This is a genomic window from Marinobacter sp. S6332, from assembly GCF_023016045.1.
GTDB lineage: Bacteria > Pseudomonadota > Gammaproteobacteria > Pseudomonadales > Oleiphilaceae > Marinobacter.
Window position 1 is genome coordinate 378,997 of sequence record NZ_JALKAP010000003.1, and the last position, 20,365, is coordinate 399,361.

Annotated in this window: 16 protein-coding genes; 7 read left to right on the forward strand and 9 right to left on the reverse strand. The window is 53.2% G+C overall.

Annotation, left to right across the window (positions count from 1 at the left end):
* Positions 1–159: 159 nt before the first annotated feature.
* Together MWU62_RS06460 and MWU62_RS06465 are read left to right on the forward strand one after the other, a co-directional pair.
* Positions 160–3,072, forward strand: coding sequence for an MHYT domain-containing protein (locus tag MWU62_RS06460; RefSeq protein ID WP_247114075.1), 2,913 nt, complete (start codon positions 160–162; stop codon positions 3,070–3,072).
* Positions 3,072–4,058: a two-component system response regulator gene (locus MWU62_RS06465; protein ID WP_247114076.1), complete on the forward strand. Its 987-nt coding sequence runs from the start codon at positions 3,072–3,074 to the stop codon at positions 4,056–4,058. The genes MWU62_RS06460 and MWU62_RS06465 overlap by 1 nt, the downstream gene beginning before the upstream one ends.
* Positions 4,059–4,086: 28 nt before the next feature.
* Here the strand turns inward: MWU62_RS06465 and MWU62_RS06470 are convergent, their stop codons facing one another.
* Entirely contained in the window at positions 4,087–5,610 is a 1,524-nt protein-coding gene (locus MWU62_RS06470; protein ID WP_247114077.1) for a methyl-accepting chemotaxis protein, read from the reverse strand.
* Between the two features lie 71 nt (positions 5,611–5,681).
* Entirely contained in the window at positions 5,682–6,260 is a 579-nt protein-coding gene (locus MWU62_RS06475; RefSeq protein WP_247114078.1) for an SCO family protein, read from the reverse strand.
* A 147-nt stretch (positions 6,261–6,407) separates the two neighbouring features.
* Here MWU62_RS06475 and MWU62_RS06480 point away from each other — a divergent pair, with 147 nt between their 5' ends.
* On the forward strand, positions 6,408–7,862 hold the full coding sequence (locus tag MWU62_RS06480; RefSeq protein WP_247114079.1) for a hypothetical protein: 1,455 nt from the start codon (positions 6,408–6,410) through the stop codon (positions 7,860–7,862).
* 120 nt (positions 7,863–7,982) lie between these two features.
* On the opposite strand, the gene MWU62_RS06485 is transcribed toward MWU62_RS06480, so the two are convergent.
* Positions 7,983–9,431: a rhomboid family intramembrane serine protease gene (locus tag MWU62_RS06485; protein ID WP_247114080.1), complete on the reverse strand. Its 1,449-nt coding sequence runs from the start codon at positions 9,429–9,431 to the stop codon at positions 7,983–7,985.
* A 199-nt stretch (positions 9,432–9,630) separates the two neighbouring features.
* Here MWU62_RS06485 and MWU62_RS06490 point away from each other — a divergent pair, with 199 nt between their 5' ends.
* Positions 9,631–10,071: an OmpA family protein gene (locus tag MWU62_RS06490; RefSeq protein WP_247114081.1), complete on the forward strand. Its 441-nt coding sequence runs from the start codon at positions 9,631–9,633 to the stop codon at positions 10,069–10,071.
* Between the two features lie 71 nt (positions 10,072–10,142).
* Here the strand turns inward: MWU62_RS06490 and MWU62_RS06495 are convergent, their stop codons facing one another.
* Genes MWU62_RS06495 through MWU62_RS06510 form a run of 4 tightly spaced genes read right to left on the reverse strand, consistent with a single transcriptional unit; the run spans position 10,143 to position 14,104 of the window.
* Positions 10,143–10,544, reverse strand: a complete 402-nt coding sequence (locus MWU62_RS06495; RefSeq protein WP_247114082.1) for an MAPEG family protein — start codon at positions 10,542–10,544, stop codon at positions 10,143–10,145.
* A gap of 58 nt (positions 10,545–10,602) precedes the next feature.
* Positions 10,603–11,301, reverse strand: a complete 699-nt coding sequence (locus tag MWU62_RS06500; protein WP_247114083.1) for a 1-acylglycerol-3-phosphate O-acyltransferase — start codon at positions 11,299–11,301, stop codon at positions 10,603–10,605.
* 47 nt (positions 11,302–11,348) lie between these two features.
* On the reverse strand, positions 11,349–12,002 hold the full coding sequence (locus MWU62_RS06505; RefSeq protein WP_247114084.1) for a class GN sortase: 654 nt from the start codon (positions 12,000–12,002) through the stop codon (positions 11,349–11,351).
* The gene (locus MWU62_RS06510) at positions 11,999–14,104 is read right to left on the reverse strand and encodes a marine proteobacterial sortase target protein (protein ID WP_348645628.1); all 2,106 of its coding nucleotides are present in this window, start codon (positions 14,102–14,104) and stop codon (positions 11,999–12,001) included. The genes MWU62_RS06505 and MWU62_RS06510 overlap by 4 nt, the downstream gene beginning before the upstream one ends.
* A gap of 457 nt (positions 14,105–14,561) precedes the next feature.
* On the opposite strand from MWU62_RS06510, the gene pdsR reads away from it, so the two are divergent.
* From pdsR to MWU62_RS06525, 3 genes are read left to right on the forward strand one after another with little or no spacing between them, the layout of a single operon-like run.
* Complete coding sequence (gene pdsR / locus MWU62_RS06515; RefSeq protein ID WP_247114085.1) at positions 14,562–15,263, forward strand: proteobacterial dedicated sortase system response regulator; 702 nt, start codon at positions 14,562–14,564, stop codon at positions 15,261–15,263.
* Between the two features lie 3 nt (positions 15,264–15,266).
* On the forward strand, positions 15,267–17,351 hold the full coding sequence (locus MWU62_RS06520; RefSeq protein WP_247114086.1) for an ATP-binding protein: 2,085 nt from the start codon (positions 15,267–15,269) through the stop codon (positions 17,349–17,351).
* Complete coding sequence (locus tag MWU62_RS06525; RefSeq protein WP_247114087.1) at positions 17,348–18,655, forward strand: DUF3422 domain-containing protein; 1,308 nt, start codon at positions 17,348–17,350, stop codon at positions 18,653–18,655. Before MWU62_RS06520 ends, MWU62_RS06525 begins: the two co-directional genes overlap by 4 nt.
* A gap of 10 nt (positions 18,656–18,665) precedes the next feature.
* Here MWU62_RS06525 and MWU62_RS06530 read toward each other — a convergent pair whose 3' ends face one another.
* Both MWU62_RS06530 and MWU62_RS06535 read right to left on the reverse strand, forming a co-directional pair.
* Positions 18,666–19,448: an ATP-binding protein gene (locus MWU62_RS06530; RefSeq protein ID WP_247114088.1), complete on the reverse strand. Its 783-nt coding sequence runs from the start codon at positions 19,446–19,448 to the stop codon at positions 18,666–18,668.
* Positions 19,449–19,619: 171 nt separating this feature from the next.
* On the reverse strand, positions 19,620–20,198 hold the full coding sequence (locus MWU62_RS06535) for a porin family protein (RefSeq protein WP_247114089.1): 579 nt from the start codon (positions 20,196–20,198) through the stop codon (positions 19,620–19,622).
* Positions 20,199–20,365 lie beyond the last annotated feature (167 nt).

A 20,365-nucleotide genomic window follows, 5' to 3' on the forward strand; every position in this document is an offset into this window, starting at 1 on the left:
TGCATCGAATAATTATAGTTCAACCTCACTTTGGTGAATGTTCGGTATTCAGGCAATCATTGCCAGCGTACAAAATTTAAACGAAATATGATTTGCGAGCCCATCACCTAGGGTTAAGGTAAACTTTTGCTGACTATATTTTTCAACAGGTAATCTGCATTGCTGGCGCTTGATCATTTTTTTGTACTCAACCCCACAGCCGACAAGTTGGTGACGGGCCAATACGACACCGCTCTGGTTGCTCTATCACTAGTTATTGCTATCGGTGCATCGTATCTGGCCCTCACTCTTGCAGCAGCAGCGCGACGCAGTACAACGGCTCATCTACAGCGCCTGCATTTAGTCAGCGGCTCAGCGGCTCTAGGGTTTGGCATCTGGTCGATGCACTTTATTGGTATGCTGGCCTTCGAAATGCCCGCGATGGTTCACTACCACCCTTGGATTACCGCAATTTCAGCGGCACCCAGCCTGCTTGCGTCTTGGGTAGCCCTAAGTTTGCTTTCTGGCCATGATCTAACCCGCTCACGCTTGCTGGGCGGTGGCGTGATTGTTGGGGCAGGCATCGGAACCATGCATTATCTGGGTATGGCAGCGATGGAAATCGGGCCAGCTCTAAGGTACGACCCATTTCTATTTGTGTTGTCTATTGCTGTTGCGGTTCTGCTGGGCACTTTGGCGTTGTGGATCAGTTTCGGCCTGCGGCATAGAACCAACATGCGCGGATACAAACGCCGCCTTTTTGCCGGAATCGTGATGGGGTTGGCCATCGCCGGTATGCACTATACCGCCATGGAGGCGGCTCGTTTCATCGGCGAACCCGACCCAGGGTTTCTTCCCGGCAGTAACCGCCACACTGCACTTGCCCTTACGATTGCCTTCATCACCGTTAGCCTCAGTTTATTAGCCGCTAGTGTGAATGCCTTAGCCCGTTACTGGGCGCTAATGAGGCGAAGCCAAGAAACAGCGAGTGAAATCAAAGCTATTTTAGACGCTGCTGTGGATGGCATAGTGAAGATTTCCGACCGCGGCATCATTTTATCATTCAGCGAATCCGCCGAAAGGATTCTGGGTTACAAGTCAGCAGAGGTTATCGGAAAAAATGTGAACATGCTGATGCCCAACCCCCACCGTGATGCCCATGACAGTTATCTGAAGAACTACCTGCGTACCGGAGAACGCAAGATCATTGGCTCCAACCGCGAGGTGTGGGCTCTCCATAAGGATGGCCATCAGGTTCCCGTTCTGCTTGCGATAGGCGAATCCAAGCTGGGCGGCATCAGTACCTTTGTTGGCTTCTTAACGGACATCTCCGAACGCCACAAAATGGAAACCGAGCTGCGGCAAGCCAAAGAGGAAGCGGAACAAGCAGCTGCGGCTAAAAGTGCCTTCTTGGCCAACATGAGCCATGAAATACGCACGCCCATGAATGCCATCATCGGCTTCACGGACTTGGTATTGGACACGCCTCTACAAGAGGCTCAGGCACGGCACTTGTGCGTTGTGAAAACCTCTGCCAGATCACTTCTGAGCCTGCTGAACGACATTCTGGACTCAGCAAAGCTCGATGGCGGTCACATCGAGTTTGAAATCCGGGATTTCAATCTCAGACAACTTTGTGAACAAATCATAGCAACCCAATCACTCAGCGCTGGCCGCAAAGGCCTTTATCTGAACTTTGATTATCAGGCCGGGGATTTTTTCAAAGGTGACCCCTTGCGCATTCAGCAGGTGATCTTGAACCTGTTAAGCAACGCCGTAAAATTCACGCAAACCGGTGGTGTCACCCTAAGAATTCACTACACAGAAGCAGAGAAAGTAGTGATTTTGGTTGAAGATACCGGCGTCGGCATCCCTGCGGACCGCCTTGATAAAATCTTCGAACCCTTTACTCAGGCAGACTCCAGTATGACCCGCCGTTTTGGTGGCACCGGCCTTGGAACCACCATAGCCAGACAACTGGCGGAGCAAATGGGCGGGCAGATTACCGTAACCAGCACACCCGGAAAGGGCTCTGTTTTCCGGGTAACTTTAGCGCTTGAGATAGGTGCACCGGTAGACGACGAACAGCACTCCGAGCAAGAAGTTGCTCTACCGCCATTGCGGATTCTGGTTGCCGATGACGTATCACAAAACCTTGAACTGCTGACCACACTCTTGGTCCAGCGAAAGCATCAGGTGGTGACAGCCAACAACGGCCAACAGGCACTGGAGCTCTATCGCGAAGATACCTTCGACTTGGTTTTGATGGACGTGCAAATGCCCGAAATGAATGGCCACGAAGCCACGCGCGCCATCCGTCAATACGAAGCGGCCGAGCAACGGGGTTATACTCCGGTGATTGCACTCACCGCCAGCGTGTTGGAAGCTGATCGTCACGAGGCCCTGCAAGCTGGTATGGACGGTTTTGCCGCCAAGCCTATAGATCTGGCGCACCTGACCCACGAAATGGCAAGGGTGCTAGGCATTAATAGTACTATTGAGAGTACTGTTGATAGTGCCAAGCCAAAGAAAATCGCGGCTCAGGCCACCAATGGGGTCATTGATCAAAGTACTCTAAATCAGCTTTGGCCGAGCGCTGCGAAACACCGTAGCGCGGCCGCCCGGTTTCTGAATGACCCGGACAGCGAACCCGTGACTCTAAGACAGCAAACCGATCACCAAGCTGCTGCCGCACACAGGCTTCGGGGCCTTGCAGGCAATCTAGGCTTCAAACACCTCGCTAACGCATTGGCAGAGCTGGAGTCTCTGTTGAAAACCGGCGCACCAGCGCCCGACTCTTTATGGGACAGCATACAACGCCACTTTGATGCAGCCGACGACTGGCTCCGACAACAGCCCGACCTGCTCGAGAGTGCCCCGGAAACTGTCGCTACGCCGCTGGATACGGGGCTGCTGAACCACGTAATTGAGCGTTTGAGTCAAGGCGAGATGCCGGATAAAGACATAGAGAAGCTCAAGCCGGGACTGCCAGTTGATTGCGTTGAAGCAATGGAGATGCTGCTGGAGGACTTCGAGCCAGAAAAAGCCGCAGACATACTGATCAACTTCCGTAAAACTCTGGAGCCTTGCTGATGCCGACTGATATGAAAACGCTTCTCTTGGTTGACGATGAGCCAGCAAACCTCCAGGTGCTTCGAAACATATTGTCTGACCAGTATCGTTTACTGTTCGCAAAAGACGGTGAACGCGCGCTTGAGCTGGCAAGGAGCGAACGGCCAGACTTGGTTTTACTCGACGTTATGATGCCGGGCATGACCGGTTACAGCGTCTGTGAAACGCTAAAGGCAGAAGACCGAACCAGCAACATTCCGGTTATCTTCGTCACTGCTCTCTCGGGTTCCGAGGATGAAACCCGTGGCTTTGCTCTTGGTGCTGTGGATTACATTGCCAAGCCCGTGAATGCCGCCATTGTTCGTGCCCGGGTCAAAACCCACCTATCGCTTGTGCGCATGGACGAGCTGGTAAAAACCCGCCTGTCCGTAGTGCAACGCCTGGGCCGAGCCGCCGAATACAAAGATAACGAGACGGGGCTGCACGTTATCCGCATGAGCCACTTCTCCAAACTGATCGCGCTGGCAGCAGGTTTTGGAGAAAACTGGGCAGAGACCTTACTAAATGCTGCCCCCATGCATGATGTTGGCAAGATCGGCATCCCCGACGCTATTTTACAAAAACCCGGAAAGCTGGACCCGGACGAATGGGCCGTGATGCAGACACACCCTGAAATTGGAGCAGAGATTATTGGAGATGACGGTTCCAACCTGCTCGACATGGCCCGGGAAGTTGCATTAAATCACCACGAAAAATGGGATGGCAGCGGCTATCCGAAAGGCCTCAAAGGGGCAGATATTCCCGTATCTGCAAGAATTGTCGCACTCGCAGACGTGTTCGATGCACTGACAAGTGAGCGTCCCTATAAAAGCGCCTGGCCGATAGACAAAGCGACCGGGCTAATTCGTGAACAGGCCGGGAAGCAATTTGACCCAGATTTGGTCGAGGCATTTTTCCAATGCCTACCGGCCATTCTGGAAGTTCGTGAACGCTGGCAGGATACCTGATTAGTCAAAAACACGCTGGGTTCGGAGGCTAGCGTGTTTTGTAGTCAGCAATCAATGTATCCACTTCTGCAATCATGCGCCCAATTTCGGCAGCTATAGTTTGAGACTTTGCAGCTTCTTGCACAACATCCTGACTCTGTTCAGCAACTTTTTGAACGCTCTGGTTAATTTGCCCCGAGGCGACCGCCTGCTGCTCAGTCGCCGAGGCTATTTGCAAATTCATGCCATTCACTTCGGCAATCGCGGCTTCAATATCAGCAATCGCCCTGCCCGTCTCAGTCATTGCTCCCAGAGTTTCTTTTGATCGTGTCTGTCCCATCTCAATGGCTGCCAAAGTGGCTTCAGAAACATGCGCTAACCCATCCATCGTCGCACGGATTTCGGTGGTGAAATCCTGAGTGCGGCGTGACAAATTCCGCACTTCATCAGCCACGACTGCGAAACCACGCCCATGCTCACCCGCACGCGCTGCCTCAATGGCAGCATTCAGGGCAAGCAAATTAGTTTGGTCTGAAATATCATTGATTGAAGCGATGAACGTACCGATCGACTGAACCTTTTCTACCAGCTCGGTAACCATTCGAGAAGAGTCTACCAGAGCTGTATTCGTGGCTTCCGTCATGGCAATCGCGCTTTGAATGTGGCGCGTGCCCTCGGCAGATGCACCCGCTGAGTGGGTCGCCGATTCAGCTGCAGACTGAGCGTTGCGTGCCACATCCTGAATGGTTGCCGTCATTTCGTTAGTAGCAGCGGCAGCCTGATCAGTCTGAGCCTGCTGTGCATCCATGATACGGTTAGTTGAATCACTGGCTGCCGTGAGATCTGAAGCGCGGCCATGCAACTGGCCGGAGAGCGTCCGAACAGATTCAATCAACACGGCAAACTTCGTCATCATCATATTAAAAGAAGTAGCGGCAAGATCGCCATTTGCGTTTGCAAGCCGGCCACGCAGGTCATGCTCATCGTCAAAAGCACTAACCAGTGCAATCATTTCCCACGAACGCCTTTGCTCAGCCAACATCTTGACTGCAAAAAAAGACAACACACCAGCCTCAAACACCACAAAAACGGCATGCACTGCTGTAATCGACCAACTACAACCATAGTTGAATAGCATCACTGGCACACCACCAACACTAGCCTCTGACAGCTGTAGCGCCGTCAATGCAAAATGGTGCACTGCGATCAACCCAGCTGCAGCAAGCACTGGTAACCAATCGCGGTAGGCAATCGTGAGCGCCAAAGCAGCAAAAATATGAAAATGCATTTCAATGCGTCCTAACTGGGCCTGAATCATGGTGGCCGAGAACAGCATCAGGCACATAGAGAAAAGCACGCCGCATGCACGGGTTCCACGCAAAAAACTGTAACCGGCGATGGTCAGAGCTCCAATTGCCAACGATGCTGTGAGCGCAAAGCTGTAGGTTCCATAACCCCAAGGCACAAGTAAGCCAACTACCGGCACATGGGCCAGTAAGAGCCAAAGCATGTGACGGTCTACTCGCAATAGGTCTTGCTGTTGCAGGCCTTGGATGTCATTTGTTGCATTCATACGTATACCTCTCATCCAAACCCGCGTTAGGCTGGCTTGCTCAAAATTCGTTCGAAACCCCTATTTACGGCTTAACTTCGGTCCACGCCAATAAGCCGCGCAAGATCGTCGTTAACCCGCGGTAAATCCAACTCGGGCGAGGCATATAAAAGCTGTCTACGGTTGCCTTCTGTTACAACGTAGAGTCTAGCCCCGTGGTTGATCTCTCCGGTTACTGCGCCTTCGTTGGTAGCAAAATCACCATATCGATCAGCCAGCGCCTGAGCTTGCCGGAAATCAGTTGGCCGTACCGCCCTAAAATTCTTGCCCAGTGCCACCATCACCCGGTTCAACTCCCGCTGACTGTCGTTTTCAGGGTCCAGAGTCACAAACACAAAGTTTACGGGTCGATCGAGCCACTGATCGTGTAGAGCTTTTAGGTTAATTAGTTGCAGCGGGCAGACAGTGCCGCAACTCCGATAACCAAAAAACACCACATTCAACCCTTTCTCGGGCACACTCGCACCGGGCAACGGAGGAACAGGCACATCAGTTTTATAGCCGTAATAGCCAGACGTTCCGCCCCATTCACTCGATAACCCCTGAAAAAACGGCAAAACGGCGGCCAACACGAGGGCTGTCAGTATAAGAATGGCGGAGGCAGGTTTCATAATGTGAGTTTCGCCATGGGAGTTTAGATGAGCCTTATACAACGACTGCGGGCTTCATAAGGATTTACGGCCATTTCGGCATATTCTTTAAGCATCATTTTTGCGATCATAAAGCCTATTTATACTGAAGCAGGATCGCCACAAAATATGAAACACGATTGTCACTACCACCCCGGCGACCCTGCCAAATGGCACTGCGGCGAATGCCAAGTGCATTACTGCACCCGCTGCATGCCCGATGCCGACACCCGGCAGCGACGAGGGCTTTGCCCTTCATGCAGCAAAGCCATGCGGTATTTGGGTGCAGCGACGGAAGTTGTACCTTTCTGGAACCGGATTGGATCGTTTTTTCGCTATCCGTTTCACACAGACCCACTGATTGTTATTGCTATCTGCACATTAGTTCCGCTTTTGGCCCCTGCCAATCTAATTGGAATTGTGATTTGGTTGGTGCTGGCATTGGCGCTGTTCAAGTACACCTATGCGGTCATCAATCACACAGCGGAAGGCCATTTAGCGCCACCCTCTGTTTCAGTGGCCTTCACCGGTAGCGGGTTTAACATTGTTATTCTCCAATTGCTGGTATTCATTGTAATGGGCGGTTTGGTTGGCGCAGCCGCTATGGTGGGTGGCCCATTGCTAATGCTGCTGGCACTGGCTTTCGTGGTTCTCGCGCTTCCCGCCAGCATTATGGTGTTGGCCATGGAGCGCTCTGTGGGCGCTGCGGTGAACCCGATGAATTTAGCAGTACTCATCTCCCGCATTGGCACCCCCTATTTCCTCTTGTACGGTTACCTTATTCTGCTGACTCTCGCCTCAGGCGTGGCTCAAGACTTTGCATACAACCACTTTCCGTTTTGGTTTTCACAGCCTCTGTCGGGCTTTTTGAACAGTACCTTCACTCTGATTCTGTTCAATATGCTTGGTTACCTGCTATTCCAGTATCAGGAAGAGTTAGGCTTCGCTTCGGATCTTCATGATGAACCCTCTGGTGAGGATATGCACCAACGGGATCGCGGTGCACGCTTTGATGCGGATATTGATATGAACCTAAAGGACGGCAACTATGATCGGGTTCAGGGCATGTTGAAGGAAGCCTTAAAACGTAACCGCAACGACCCTGTGCGTATTGGTCAGTTGTACCAGTTGTTGAAAGCCAAAAATGATACAACGGAGCTTTATCAATACCATCCCAGAATTCTGGGGTGGCTGGCAGACCGCAATGACGGCGACGGAATAACCTCGGTGTTGGTCATGCTGGAGCAGGCAGAGCCGGGCTTTAAACTGGATGACCCGGAGCTGGCCGTGCGCTGTGCCCGCTGCTTGTATCAACGGGGTCAATATAAGCCCGCCATACGGCTGTTGCAGGACTTCCATAAGCGCTTCCCAGACAGCGATGAGCTGGCCCCGGCTTATCTGCTTGTTGCGCAAAGTCTTGCTAACGGGCTGAACCAGTGGGAGAAGGCGACGGCATTTTTAACGTTTATTCAGAAGCGCTGTGAGAGCCACCCACTGCATGAACAGGTTCCGGTGTTTTTGGCGCAGGCTGAGAAGCGGGAATTGCTTAAGGGGCCCAGGGCTTCATTCGCAATGCCTGATTAGGCAATCTGGGTGTGGTGCATTTCCAAAACCGTGCGGAGCCATGGATGGCGGAGCCGAGCGTACAGGGAGGTATTCACAGCGTGTTTTGGAAATGCACCACACCCAGATTGCCGTAAACCATCAGCTTGCATGAAGCAGCTGACGGTAGTGCTGGGCCTTCGGAGCCATCTGCAATTTCTCGAACTCTTCTACAAGTAAACGACAGGCTTCTGACGTCAATAACGGATCATCAGCTCCACGCAAACGCTCGAAAGCCTTTTCTGCCGCCTTCATGTCGTGCTGCTTTAGGCTGGCAAACAACACTCTATTGTGATCCTCCGCAGCAAGCGGGTGGTGTTCCTCGCCTTTCCTCAGGTATTCCTGCCACACGGCAACCATCTGCTCTGGCTGTCTACGGCTCTGGGCATCGTTCATTAATTCACGGGTGCGGGACTGGTACTCAGGTAAGTCCGGGCGCAGTTTGGCGAGGTTATACAGATGCTCCAGCAATATTGGCCGGTCGGAGTAGTTCTCACGCAATGCCTCAAACTGGCGCCGGGCCAGATCAAAATCCATGCGCCCGAGGCTAGCCATAGCTTGGGCATAGCCGGTGGTAAAGCGTTCGTCTTGCTCACTTTCTTCCGGCTCGAAAAACTCTTCCCGTACCTGCAGCCAGCTTTTGCCTAGCAGCCAAACCAGTCCGGCGCCCGCTAGCAAACCGCCAGCGTGGGCCATGTAGGCAACGCCCGTGGCGCCCGCAAACCAGTAGTCGTAGATTTCTTTACCCAGCCACACGGGCAAGATGGCCAGTGCAGGGGCACGGAAATAATTAAAGTACACGCCAAGGAAGTAGAAGAAGCGGATTTTCTGCAGACCATAGATGGCTACATACATTCCCATCAGGCCGGAAATAGAGCCGGAAGCCCCCACCAAGGGAATAAAACTTCCTAGCGAAAAGGCCGTAAAAACAACGCCAGACAAAGCACCGCAGGCAAGATAAGCCAGCAAGAACCGGCCCGGGCCAAGGGCTTTTTCTACCGTAAAACCGAGCAGGAATAGGAAGAGCAAGTTACCGATAATATGTCCCCAGCCGCCGTGCAGGAACTGGTAGGTAATCAGGGTGTAAAGCGACAGTTTTGCGGGGACAAGCCCTAGCTGGTTGGCACTTAGGCGTTGGATGTAGGTTTCTTCAATGATGCTGCGCTGTTCCAACCAGTGCATACGCTCTGCAGGCGCCCATATTATGTCGCGATTTTGCAGCAAATACTGGTAGAACTCACGGTCCATAAGCAGGCTGACAGAAAGCCAGAAGTCATCTCCTTCCTCTCTCAGTTGCTGAAACTGCCGTAACTCAAGAGCACGCTCATCCTCGCCCTCAAAGCGGATTTTTCGTTGCAGATAGTCCTCATAAGCTGGCTCTTCCAGTTGCGGCAGCCCAGCATCCACATAAACATCTACTGCTTGTTCAAGTTTGCGACTGTCTCCTCCTTGATAAAACAGGAAAACCAACAAACACGCGAACATCAACCCAAGGGTCACCCAGGGCGGGCGCTTCCAGTTAATGGCATTCTCAGCAGGAATAATCAGCATGGGCGGTCACAATTCATCATAATCTGTCCGTGAAAAACTGTTTTCTATCATACCAGTGTCTTATTTTCGCGCTTTAATGATTTTCAGCGAAACGGTCTAGGTACACTAGACCATCCGCCAATTACCGTTATTCCCACTCTGGGTAATAGTGAGCGGGAATAACAAGAAAAACCAGAGACCTGGAACAAGGACACTGCAGATGACTGTACTCGTATTGGACAACCCGGAGTTAATGGCTAAAGCAGCCGTGGCCTCAAGTTTTAATACAGCGGATCTTTTTACTGACACACAGCGCCCACACCGCATGAGGTTCCATTACGGCTTTAACAAGCACGCTTTGGAAAGCTCAGACACGGCAATCATGCGTCAGCATGCGGACTACCTGAAGCAGCATCCGTCTGTAAGCGTTCGCATTCATGGTCATTCTGATAATTTTGGCGCAGAGGACTACAACCGTTTTTTATCCCGACAACGAACTAACGCTGTCGTCAGGTTTCTGGTTCAGGAAGGGGTGCCTGAATCGCGCATTCTCGTTGCCAGTTGGGGCTCAAGCCGACCCTTCACAACTCCGGATGACCGGGCCGCCAATCGCCGGGTAGAGATAGAATATTTAACCAGCGATATGGCGAAAGCTCTCTAAACGAGCCAAGAACTAAACAAGCCAAGAGTCGGGGGCCAAAGTACATGGCCCCAGAGATTTAACTCAGACAATCAGCCGTTTACCTGCCAAACATTCCACAACAACAAAATTGCTGCTGCCAGAATGGCAAGCCACGTCATTACAATGCCAATTGCCCGCGCTATGTGTTCCTCTCCATGGCCATTGATCATGCCCCAAGCATGCAGAAGGCGGCCAACTGCCAGAGTCATACCAGTCCAGTAAATAAGACCACTTGCCACACCGTTCAACTCTGCGATCCCCAACATAATAAGTCCGATGGGGGCGTACTCCACAAGATTGCCGTGGGCACGAACGGCGGCTTGAAAATCAGGGTTATCAGTAACACCCATGCCTTTTTTATACTTCAGGCGAAACCTAACCACGTGGCCTGAAAGCACCAACAGCAATATACCGAGTACAGCGGCAAACACTCCCGTAACAGGTACGATCATATTCAGTTCTTCCTAGGTTGGTTGAAAACAGCCCGTACGCCGCAACCCGATAATAATGTTAGAGGCTGGCAATAACCTCCGCCATTTCTTTGTGGCAACGTGCGACCAGAGCAGGAACGTCTTCAGTGGTAAGGCCTACGGTTTCTATCGGGGGCAGAATCCGCATAGTAACCGGCTCACGCCGGGCCAGCCACCCCATTGTTTTATTCCGGTACTCGGCTGTGCACACCATAACAATTGGCGCCCCTGCGGTCACCGCTGCGTAGAAGGCGCCTTTTTTGAATTTCTGTAGACCACGGCCCCTGCTTCGCGTGCCTTCTACAAAAACCCACAGGCTTTTATTCTCGCGGGTGATCGCCTCGCTGGTGGCTTGCATGACTGCAACGGCTTTGCGGGAGCGGGCACGGTTCAATATCACATTGCCGCCGAGCCAGAATGCCCAGCCAAAAAACGGAACCCATACCAGTGAGGACTTGCCCACAGTTACGGTGCGAGGCGCTACCAGATCTCCCACCACAAAAAGATCATCGTTGTATTGGTGATTGCAAATTGCCACGACAGGCCGATCCTGAGGCATGTTTTCCACACCTTCCACTGGCCGCTCCATACCGAGTATTACGCGGCCGGTGCGTGCCAATGCAATGGCCAATAGTCGGTTATTATCCGGGTTGAACGGCCTGGCAATAAAGAACGGCAAGGCGAGTATGCAAAGCACGGGAACACTCAACCAAGCCAAAACACTTCTAATAAAGCCCATACGACAAACTCTGCATCAGGATTTTGGCGCACAAGTGTACGCCAAGTTTATAGGCCTGCAACAGTGTCAATTTCGTCCAATATGGCCTGACTATAAAGAACCTGATTGTGATCACTTTCTAAACTTTCTACATCGACTACACGGGCGGCACCCTCTGCGCGGGCCTCCACCACGTAGCGCAGCGGGCCACCGGCATCCATGCTGTCGAAGGGATAACAGGTAACCAGCAAAAGAGTACCTGCAGGCAGTTTATGAGTGTCGATGAGCTCTGTACGACTATCTACAACTCTTGTGGTTTGCACCCGATACTCTTTCCAGAGTCCGTCGCGGCTTTGAAGCCGCAGTTCATTGCCGAGCTCTAGCTGTTTCAGGGGCCGGAAATGGGTGTCTCGGTGCCCGGCAATAACAACCGCTTCCTGCTGGCCACCGCCACCCATCATCTGCCCCGGCCCAAAGGCCAAGCTCTCACCGTGAACGCCCGCCAATACAATCATCGAACTGCCAAGCTCCGGCATAGACAGCTTCGCCACCGGCCAGGTATCGGCCCAAGGCCAAGGCCGGGATTCGGTTTGTCGGGCCTGACTCTCAGCCCAGGCAATTTCCAGCAACTCCTGAGCCACCACTGCTTTTACAGGAACCCATAATCCGAACAGCAACAGCATGGAAGAACTCGTGATCAACAATAGTAGCGAACGGTTCATGGGTATGCTCTCCGTTGAAGCAGCGTAATAGCGGCCGAAAACATCAAACCAAGCAACCCCAAAGCAATCAACAAGGGAGCAAAGGTTGCTGTTTGCGGGTAGCGGACCATCCCAGACTGGCTCCCCTCTGGCAGGAGTGTTGGCAGATTGTCTTTTAATAGAGCGCTCTCGGGAGCTCTGGCTGGCGTTTTATCAACAGCGACAAAGCTTGTATAAGGCGACATAAGGTTGTGCTCAACTGCCAACTCGGTAATCTTGGACTTCTGCGGCTCTTGCGCCTGAACCCGCGCTTCGTCCAGAAGGCTGTCTATCTTCTCCCGCGCCCAATAGCGGTTCAGCCCTGAACCCGGAGCCGCCTGCTGCAAATCCAAACGCTGTTGCCATACACCGCCACCCGGTAACCGACCTGAAACACTCAATTCACCCGCAGGCGACACACCCCGCACCACCTGCAACAAGGGTTCACCCTGAAACAAATCTCCTGACCTACGTGGAAAACTGTCTTCCAGTGCCGATGCAGACTGCCCCTGCCAACTCACCTTAATATCTGTCAGCACTGGCGCCTCCATAGCCGCAAACAACTTAGCCAGCGGGCCACTTATATCCGTGGGATCCTGCACTGACGTGTAGCTACCACGCCCCCACCGCGCCGCCTCACGCATAAAGTGCATGTTAGGCGCTGATCCTATGGCCACAGTAAACAGCCGTTGGTCACCCAATTGGCGGCGAATTTGATCGAACAACGCCGACTCATTCCCAACCGCACCATCCGTCATAAACACAACTTGGCGCACTTTCGGGGCCAAATCTGATTCTGATGAAACAGCTACCATCCGCCCAACCGCACGCTGACTCTGCAGGGCCATAGTCAACGCTGACGCCATCTCCGTGCCACCGTCGGCACTTAGCCCACTCACATACTGCCGCGCCCGAGCCAGATTATTCGCCGTTGCCATTTCCGGCTGCATAAACAGAGCATGTGGCTGAGAATTAAACTGAATCACATTAAAGCGATCACCGGGTGCCAATGTGTCCAAACCAAGGTGCAAAGCTTCCCGAGCCTGCCGAATCGACTCTCCGGCCATAGAACCGGAAGTATCAATCACAAACGTAAGCTCACGGGGCAACCGGGTTTTACCCGCCCGACCCGGCACAACCATAGCCAACAAATAGTCCTCACCGTCCCAGCGCTGATGAAAAACAGCCGCCCCCGGCTCCTGACCTGCAAACGCCTGCCAACGCAACACAAAATCCCGATTCATTACAATCTCACCTACCTGAGGCTCAACCGTAAACACCTGACCATCCTGCTGAGCAACCACCGGGTGGCTGGGGCTAGACACATTCGCCAACGCAAGCCCGGCATCAATAGTGAACCGAACCGACGCCCTGTGACTATCCGCGGCAACATCGTCCACATCCACCGTAAACGGACTGATCGCATCAGCATCCAACACCTCGGTCGTAGGCAGGGCCCAACCACCCTGCCACTGCTGCGGCGCCACCGCCAAAGGCTCACCCGGCATATATCGGGGAGTCAGAGTCGTGGGCACACTCAACTCAAACACCCCATCCTGATAACTCACCAGCTGCTGATAACTCAGCTCCACACTCACCTCAGCCCCCGGCGGAATATTCGCCACCCGCGTGGTAAACACATTCGGCCGTTGCTGCTCAACCGTCGCCGCATGCCGCCCGGCATCCCGAGCCGTTTCATAAGTCTTCTTCGCCTCCGCGCGAGGCTGAACCTCCCCCACAATCGTGCGCTCACCAATCTTCATGGTCAGCCCGTAAACACTGGCCTTCTCCGGCAGAGGAAACACAAACACTCCTTCACGCCAATCATCGCTCGTGTTTTTAAACGTCCGCACCAGCTTGCTGTCTGCAATCAGACCACTAACCCGAACATCAAAATCGCTCCCCAGCACCAACGCCGGTTCCTGCCATTGGCCTTTACCGTCAACAAAATGCAGCACACCTGCGGAATCCTCATTACCGGTATTGGCCTCTGCATACAAAGGCTGCACAAACAAAACCAGCAACATAGCCATCCATAAGCTCACGCCTTCCATAAAGCGCACCACTCGCTGCTTCCGGCCCACTCTGAGCCCTTCCGAGCGGGTGACGAGCCCCCCGAAACCGTGCGGAGCCATGGGAGAAGAGCGACCAGCTCTTCTCGGGCTGGCCAAGGATGGCCTGCCCAGGACTCTAGCTGCGACGCAGGAGCATGAAGGAGCGAGAGGCGGAGCCGAGCGTACAGGGAGGTATCTACAGCGTGTTTCGGGGGGCTCGTCACCCGCTTGGAAGGGCGGGCTCAGACGGTATGGAAACAAACTATTTTTGGATGACAGAGAAGAAAACATCATGGCAATAATCCTTTGGCTACATGACTAAATCAGACACAGCCATTTCACCAACCCAAAAAGGCACCCCCATGGCAGAATCCAACATTCCACGAACAAAAAATGATGAATTATGACAACACCGCAAGCTAACCTTGCTCTAAACGCCCCCCGTGTTTAAATAGACCCCAACGCCCACAGACAAACAGCCAAAACCATGAAAAAACACCTCGTCCTAATAGAAGACGAACCCGCCATCCGCGACAACTACCGCGCCGCCTTCGAACGCCGCGGCTACCGCGTAACCACCTACAGCGACCGATCATCCGCCTGGCAAGTACTACGCCAAAGCCTCCCCGACCTCGCCATAATCGACGTCGGCCTAGGCGACGAACCCGAAGGCGGCTTCACCCTATGCCAAGACCTACGCTCACTATCCGCAACCCTACCCATCATCTTCCTGACCGCTCGCGACAGCGACATAGACTCAGTACACGGCCTGCGACTGGGCGCTGACGACTACGTCACCAAAGACATGAGCATGGAACACCTGCTGGCAAGAGTAACTGCACTACTACGCCGGGCAGACGCCTGGGCGGACGCTCTGCAAAAGCCAGACGAAGTGGTAAACCGTGGCCGCCTGAGCCTAAACGTTGATCGCATGACCGTAGCCTGGGATGAAAACGCCATAGACCTCACTGTTACAGAATTCTGGATGCTGCACTCATTGGCACAACACCCCGGCCATGTGCGCAACCGTGACCAACTCATGGAAGCCGCCAGCACGCATTTGGACGACAACACCGTCACCTCCCACATCAAACGCATCCGCAGCAAATTCCTGCAGATCGATAGCAGCTTTGACGGTATCCAAACCGCCTACGGCATGGGATACCGCTGGAATGCCCGTGAGCTTTGATTCGTGACTCTCAAACGCCAGCTTTTTATCGCCAGCCTACTGATGCTGCTCATACCATGGGCTGGCCTCCAGTTTGTGCTGGAGTTGGATCAAGCCCTACGGCAACAGGCGCTACAACAACTACAGGATCAGGCAGATCGGCTTGCACAAACCGCCGGTGATCTAAGCCTTGGGCTCCCGGTCGCAGCGCCTCATGCGCCCGCCATCTACGTAGAAAGCCTCCAAAGCCCCATAAACTTGGACGGCTACAGCGATGACTGGCCAGGCTACGACGAAAGTGAACAATTCCAACCCTGGCAATCTGCTACAACGCCAGATCACCCCACAGAAACCATCGGCAAGCCCACCATGCGCTGGCAAGCTGCGACCGACCAACGCCACTTGTATCTGTTAGTACGCATCAACAACCGCCAGCCCATATTCTTCAACCCCGGCGCGCCCGAGCAGCCTCACGATCGGTTAAAGCTCTGGCTAGAGCCCGCAAACGCTAAACTGAACCCCGATGCCCAAACCGCAGAGTGGCTCATACGCACCCCCGCGCCCGGCAAGGTCTACGCAACCGCCATTGATGCGGCGAACGGAGACAGCGAAAACAAGCCCGACTACCGTGTAAGCGGATATTGGCACAGCGTGGGTAACGGCTGGCAGCTTGAACTGGAACTGCCCAAACCACCACCAGACAGCCGCCTAGGCTTTGCTATCCAGTGGCAGGACAGCCCGACTTCGGCGCAAACATCCACATCAATAAACCCGCTACCCGCTCTTGTGGAACGCCAACCCGAACTGGAGCGCCAACTGACCTCAGGAATGAGCAGAGGCCAAGTTACCCGGCTGATCGAGCCCGCAGGCTGGGTCATCGCACAACAGTCAACGCCTGCCCGACAGGCGCCGCCAGAGTTTGAAGCACTCAGCCCCTTGCAAATTGTTGAGCACATAAGCCTCAACACCCTGCGAGCACTGGTGCAGATGTATCAACCCGCGCCTGCAACGCTTACCGCTAACAGCAACCGCCTAGATATAAACGCCCTCCCCAAAAAAGGGCTTGTACGGCATGAAGACGACAGCATTTGGTTGATGACCACCAAGCCTGTATTCGGAGGCAGAACACTGATCGTCGAACAGTCTCTTGATCAGCTACTAACGCTATCCGGCTCTACGCTGGGCTCAGTTATCGCTCGAAGCACCTTGATTATTATCGGCCTGACATTGGTTTTGTTGGGCTACGCCAGTTGGCTGTCTTGGCGCATTGCCCGTTTACAGCGTGCGGTCAGTGCCACCATTGATCAGGATGGCCGGATTATCGGCACACTGCCGGGCTCCGGGGCAAAGGATGAGCTGGGCCAGCTGCAGAACCATTTCGCCCAGATGGCCGACCGGCTGCACGGCTACAATCGCTATCTGGAGAGCTTTTCAAAGCGCCTCTCCCACGAACTCAAAACCCCGGTGGCCGTAGTACGCTCATCTCTGGAAAACCTATCTCATGCCGAAACTGAAGGCGAACGCTCGCAATACATCGGGCGTGCCACTACAGCTACCGAGCGCTTGCGGCGAATCCTCAACGGCATGAGCGAAGCAGCCCGTTTGGAGCAGAGTTTTGATCACGCCGACAAAGAAGACTTCGATCTGGCAGAGGTGATCAATCAGGCAAGCGCTGCCTATAAGGCCTTGGATCCAGATCATCAAATTATCTACACAGGACCGGAGTCAGGCATCAGCTTTGTAGGTGCCCCGGAACTGCTCGTACAAATGCTAGACAAACTGGTCGATAACGCGCGCGACTTCACACCCGAAAACGGCAGAATTGAAATACGTCTGGACCAATACCCGGAACACTGCCAGATCGAAGTGTTTAACGAAGGTTCAAGCTTGCCCACCAACTCGGGCGTGAATATTTTTGAAGCGTTTGTATCGCAACGAGAAGGCAAAACCGAAGGGCACCTTGGCCAAGGACTGTTGATTGTGCGCTTGATTGCCGACTTCCTTGGTGGCCGAGTTGACGCTCAAAGCCAGCGCTTAAATGGCATTGACGGAGCCTGCTTCCGCGTTATCATCCCCAAGCTTCCGGATAAACCAAGGACTGACCCGTGACCGCTAAACCCGTAGCACTGGATTTCCACCCCCTGCGCCCTGACCTGTATCAGGAGCTGCATTCGCGCCCGTTTCAGGTATTGCCACCGCAGGCAAGGGTAAGTCACATCGCAGTTTTGACCACATCAGAGCAGCGCAAAAGCCAGTTTAAACATCTACAAAGCCTACATCGAATGCTGGGGCAACCCTGGCCGGAGGAGGAGGTAACTTGCTATGAGCAAACCTTTGATAAGCTGCGCATTCGCCGCGAGGTCCATCTGGAATTTACCGCTTACACCTTTACTAATCTGGCTCCGTCCGATGCCGAGCCCTTTGAGGAAACGGGGGTCAGCGCGCTGCCCCGCGGCTGGCTCGAACAGCTCGACGGCACTGTAGTTGCGGCCTTCCATATTGACGTTAGCCCATCCACAGAGCATGCCCGCAACGAACCTGCGTTCATGCGTCGGCATTTTGAGGGTATGCGACTGATAGGCAGCAGCCCACAAGAAGGCGCTGCCCGGGTACTAGGAACGTTTCAGCTGCACTCCGACAATTTCGGCCGCTTCATGGTGCTCAATTACAGTATGTCGGATAGCCAGTTAGGTCGGCTTGTTCAACGGTTGATGGAAATCGAAACCTATCGCTTGATGTCTCTGTTGTCGCTGCCTGTAGCCCGCGACATTACGCCTGCGTTAAATGATATGGACCAGCAACTCGTCGTCATTACTCAGGCTCTGGCTGACAATGAAGCTCAGAATGAGCAAACTATTTTGGCGAAACTCACCAATATTGCAGCCAAAATCGAAGCTTTCCGTGCCCACTCTACCTTTCGGTTCTCCGCCACCAAAGCTTATCATCAGCTTGTGATAACCAGGCTGGAAGAACTGCGAGAAGACGAAGTGTCCGGCCACCTAACCATCTCTGAGTTCATGACTCGCCGACTAACCCCCGCCGTCAAAACCTGTGAAGCCGTCAGTATTAGGCTGGAAGACCTTTCCCGCCGAGTAGATCGCACATCTGACATGATGCGAGCCAGAGTGGAGTTGGCCATCCAAAGCCAAAACCAACAACTGCTCAGCTCCATGGACAGACGTTCAAAAATCCAACTGATGATGCAGCACACAGTTGAAGGCTTCTCGGTTGTCGCCATCACTTATTACTTGATCGGCCTTCTCAAGCTAGCTTTGGATTCCATTTACGAAGCAGGGATTATCTTCAACAAAACTTTGGCGCTGGGGATTGCCATTCCCGCTACACTTGCATTGGTGTATCTGGCCATTCGGTTTGTTCACCATCACTTTATCCGTATGGCAAGACGGCAGTAGCAACAAGGCATCAGCCCAGATTTTCATCTCCGGCAAACTGTCGGTAAAACTGCTGCGCAGTGCGGCCGTTTCGTACCCCTTTTTGGGTGGCAAAGCGGATGGCTTCACGGCGCAAATGTTCTCTGTCAGCAACCTTCGGGAAAAGCGCATCCACTGCCTGCAAATACACCTCTTGGGAAAACGCATAAAAGGACAGCTGCAAACCGAAGCGATCAGCCAGAGAAACCTGCTCTTCAATGGCTTCCGCAGGATGAATTTCGCTATCCTGAGTATGGCCCTTTAAGTTGTCGGACATGAATTCCGGCATCAAATGACGCCGGTTGGAGGTAGCATAAACACGAACGTTCTCTGGCGGTAATTCCAGCGATCCTTCAAGCACGCTTTTCAGCGCTTTATAACCGGATTCACCCACATCAAACGACAAGTCGTCACAGAAGATAACGAAGCGGAACGGCAGATCACAGATGTCATCCACAATCTCCGGCAAGTTCACCAGATCGTCCTTATCCACCTCAATAATTCTCAAACCCTGGTCTTGGTAGCGATTCAGCAGCGCCTTGATAAGGGATGATTTTCCCGTTCCTCTAGCTCCCCAAAGCAGCACGTTATTGGAAGGTTCACCTGCAAGAAAGCGTTCTGTGTTGCGGGCAAGCGCCTGTTGCTGGCGATCAATACCCGTAAGCGAGCCCCATTGCACCGGGTCCAGCCTTCGAACGGCACGCAGCCCTGAACGATGGCGGCGCCACACCGCAGCCGGAGTTGATGACCAGTCAAAAGGATGCTGTTCAGACATAAGCTTTCATTCCGTTTCGTTGAGTACAGATGTGCTTTCCGGTTCCCTGCCGGGGAAGCCAGCTGTCAGTATATCGGTACGAGCTATAGGCAGGCTATCGAAGCGGCTAAAAGCAAAAACGGCGCAGAGGTTAAACCTCTGCGCCATTTTTGAGGGTCAGACTGACTCCAATCAGAATTGGAACTTGAGGCCAACCTGCGCAGTATCGAAATCTGGGCCATCGTTATTCAGCTGACCGTTAAAGTCATTTTCATCAATGTCTACGTTATAGCGGTTATATTCCAGAAAGGTAGTCAGGTGCTCTGAAATGCGGAAATCAACACCTGCACCCACAACGGGGCTTACATCGTCATAGGTCTTGTCCTCGTCAAAGGCGTCCACGTCAAGCGCCGCAGCGAATGCACCCGCTTTGGCGTAGACACCAAAACTACTTGATAGCGGTAGTCGACCGATGACCACAAGCGCGCCGCCTTTTAGGCTTGCCTTCGTGTCGTCTTTACCGAAATTGCCGAAGTCCACATAGTTCGCTTCCAGGCCGAAGAACTCGTTGAACTGGTAGCCTAACCCCGCTCCATAAAGATCATTCGAATCATCGAAATCCCCGCCGTGCGATTTATAGCCACCATAACTACCCTTAATGTATGGGCCGGAGGCGTCACGATCAGAAGAGCCTTGCGCCAAGGCTACAGGGGCTGCAAAAACACTGGCAGACAAAATCGTGGCACAGGCAATACGAGCTTTGGAGTTCATAATGCATCATCCTCACTAGTTAAGAGTTCTATTCGTTAATAGCGTTCTTCGGGTGGCTGAGTCATTCGACTTACCGCCCCCGAAATACGTGCCTCTACCCTAGTGGCTCTGATGGCAGTTTTGGGTTACATCCAAACTAAAATCTCTTCATGCTCTCTTAATTCTTA

What these genes read in the sequence shown, in the direction of transcription:
- MWU62_RS06485 (WP_247114080.1), bottom strand. Translation starts at nt 9,431, where the DNA reads ATGCTGATTATTCCTGCTGAGAATGCCATTAACTGGAAGCGCCCGCCC.
- MWU62_RS06495 (WP_247114082.1), bottom strand. Translation starts at nt 10,544, where the DNA reads ATGATCGTACCTGTTACGGGAGTGTTTGCCGCTGTACTCGGTATATTG.
- MWU62_RS06500 (WP_247114083.1), bottom strand. Translation starts at nt 11,301, where the DNA reads ATGGGCTTTATTAGAAGTGTTTTGGCTTGGTTGAGTGTTCCCGTGCTT.
- MWU62_RS06465 (WP_247114076.1), top strand. Translation starts at nt 3,072, where the DNA reads ATGCCGACTGATATGAAAACGCTTCTCTTGGTTGACGATGAGCCAGCA.
- MWU62_RS06535 (WP_247114089.1), bottom strand. Translation starts at nt 20,198, where the DNA reads ATGAACTCCAAAGCTCGTATTGCCTGTGCCACGATTTTGTCTGCCAGT.
- MWU62_RS06490 (WP_247114081.1), top strand. Translation starts at nt 9,631, where the DNA reads ATGACTGTACTCGTATTGGACAACCCGGAGTTAATGGCTAAAGCAGCC.
- MWU62_RS06505 (WP_247114084.1), bottom strand. Translation starts at nt 12,002, where the DNA reads ATGAACCGTTCGCTACTATTGTTGATCACGAGTTCTTCCATGCTGTTG.
- MWU62_RS06480 (WP_247114079.1), top strand. Translation starts at nt 6,408, where the DNA reads ATGAAACACGATTGTCACTACCACCCCGGCGACCCTGCCAAATGGCAC.
- MWU62_RS06530 (WP_247114088.1), bottom strand. Translation starts at nt 19,448, where the DNA reads ATGTCTGAACAGCATCCTTTTGACTGGTCATCAACTCCGGCTGCGGTG.
- pdsR (WP_247114085.1), top strand. Translation starts at nt 14,562, where the DNA reads ATGAAAAAACACCTCGTCCTAATAGAAGACGAACCCGCCATCCGCGAC.
- MWU62_RS06470 (WP_247114077.1), bottom strand. Translation starts at nt 5,610, where the DNA reads ATGAATGCAACAAATGACATCCAAGGCCTGCAACAGCAAGACCTATTG.
- MWU62_RS06475 (WP_247114078.1), bottom strand. Translation starts at nt 6,260, where the DNA reads ATGAAACCTGCCTCCGCCATTCTTATACTGACAGCCCTCGTGTTGGCC.